1 protein-coding gene is annotated in these 1,616 nt (G+C 67.6%); it reads right to left on the reverse strand.

All coding sequences use genetic code 11. The features are described from left to right. Positions 1-154: 154 nt before the first annotated feature. On the reverse strand, positions 155-391 hold the full coding sequence (locus ACFC02_RS42570) for a hypothetical protein (RefSeq protein WP_376368408.1): 237 nt from the start codon (positions 389-391) through the stop codon (positions 155-157). Positions 392-1,616 lie beyond the last annotated feature (1,225 nt).

Genomic DNA, 1,616 nt, shown 5'->3' on the forward strand with positions numbered 1-1,616 from the left:
CCCGAGGACGTCGACCTCGCCGCATGACCACAGCAAGCCAAACCACCCCAAACCAAGCCTGGGCGCCTTGCCGAAACACATAGAGGCACCCCCCCGATCGGCCGGCGGTGCCGCCGGAGGGAGGAACCCCGGCGGGGTGCGGCCGGCTACGGGATCAGTAGAGCGCCCAGAGAGAGATACGCCCGTTATTGTCGACGCAAGTGGCGTCCTGGTAGTGCTTCTTCGCCTCGGGGATGTCCGCCTGGCACGCGGCCATGTCGGGGTACATCTCGGGGCCGCCGGCGACGTCGTGCCAGCTGGCGGCGGAGGCGGAACCAGCCGTCAGCGGAATCGCGACCGCAGCGGCAACGGCAGCGCAACTGTAGGTCATTCGCTTACGCCACGACTTCATACATCTCTCCTCACGTGAGGGGCCGGACCGCGGGTCGGCCCAGCCATGTCATGTCAACCCGTGCCCGCAGAGCCTTCGAACAGTCCTCAGTTCACGACACCGGCACCATCTCTCCCAGAGGCACCAGGTGTATTGCCCTGTGATGTCGTGATCAGCCAGCGGTCTTCAGGAGGTCGTCGATCGAGATCATTGCGGAGCGTACGTGGCGCCCGACGCAGTAGCTTTCAGGTGACTTGTCGTAGCGGGCGGCACCGGCGGCCGTTGCCGGTGCTTTGCAGCGTGACGGCCGGCCCGGCGCGCGCCGTACGGCGCCCGCTGCTTCTGCTGAGCAACCGTGATCAGCTTCCGCGGGTGCGTGCTTGCAGGGCTTCAGTGCCGGGTGGCCGTCCGGCTCCGGCCTCGGGCCCGATGAGGCGGGCTGTCCGGCAGATGGTCAGGTAACCAGTAGGAGGCCTCTGGCCGGCGAGAACGAGGATTGTCGAGGTCCTTGTCCCTGCTGAAGCCGGGGGCTTCTCGGACGAAGCACTCTGTCGATCGCGGACCGTCCACGAGCCCGGCAAGGCCCCGCAGCATCGCGACGTCCGCGAGGCGGTCTCCGACCAGTGCGACACCTCCTGGACGTCGCGATGCCGCGGTGCGAGCTGGACCCGCACGGACTGCTCGGAAGGCACCCACGACTTCGCTTTCGCCCGACCCGGGGCTGACCAGCGACCTTCCACCGTTCCGACGACAACATGAGCGCCCCGGGCAGTGCAACCCGGCGCCCACCCGACGCGACAGGCGGGCCGCTCGCCTGCCCGCCATCGGCTCCGGAAGGCGCCAGGGCCCACCGACTCCGTCGGCGGACACTGGCGCAGGTTCGAGGCCGGCGCGTGCAATCATGCTGAATTCCAGGTGAGTTGCAGGAGTCGAATGGGGGTGGCGTGGCAGCGCTGTGGTGGGTGGTGGCGGTGGTGGCGTTCTTCGCTGTCGCGGTGCCTTGCCCGCAGTTCCAGTGCCCAAGACGCCCTCGGCTTGGGCAACCACCCCCGCGGCACCCTGCGTTCGTGATCGGACCACTCCAGCGACGACGGCTTCGGACCAGGCATCGCACCCCACAACCGCTGGCGCACTTCCCCAACGACACTGCCTAGCCTCGCGCTTTCACGAGATGGCCTGTCCAGTGGTTGATCAGAAACGCAGAAAGTGCTCTTGACCTGCAACGGTAGGACTTGCTGAGGGTCCT

The organism is Streptomyces sp. NPDC056160, from assembly GCF_042268205.1.
Classification (GTDB): Bacteria; Actinomycetota; Actinomycetes; order Streptomycetales; family Streptomycetaceae; genus Streptomyces.

What these genes read in the sequence shown, in the direction of transcription:
- ACFC02_RS42570 (WP_376368408.1), bottom strand. Translation starts at nt 391, where the DNA reads ATGAAGTCGTGGCGTAAGCGAATGACCTACAGTTGCGCTGCCGTTGCC.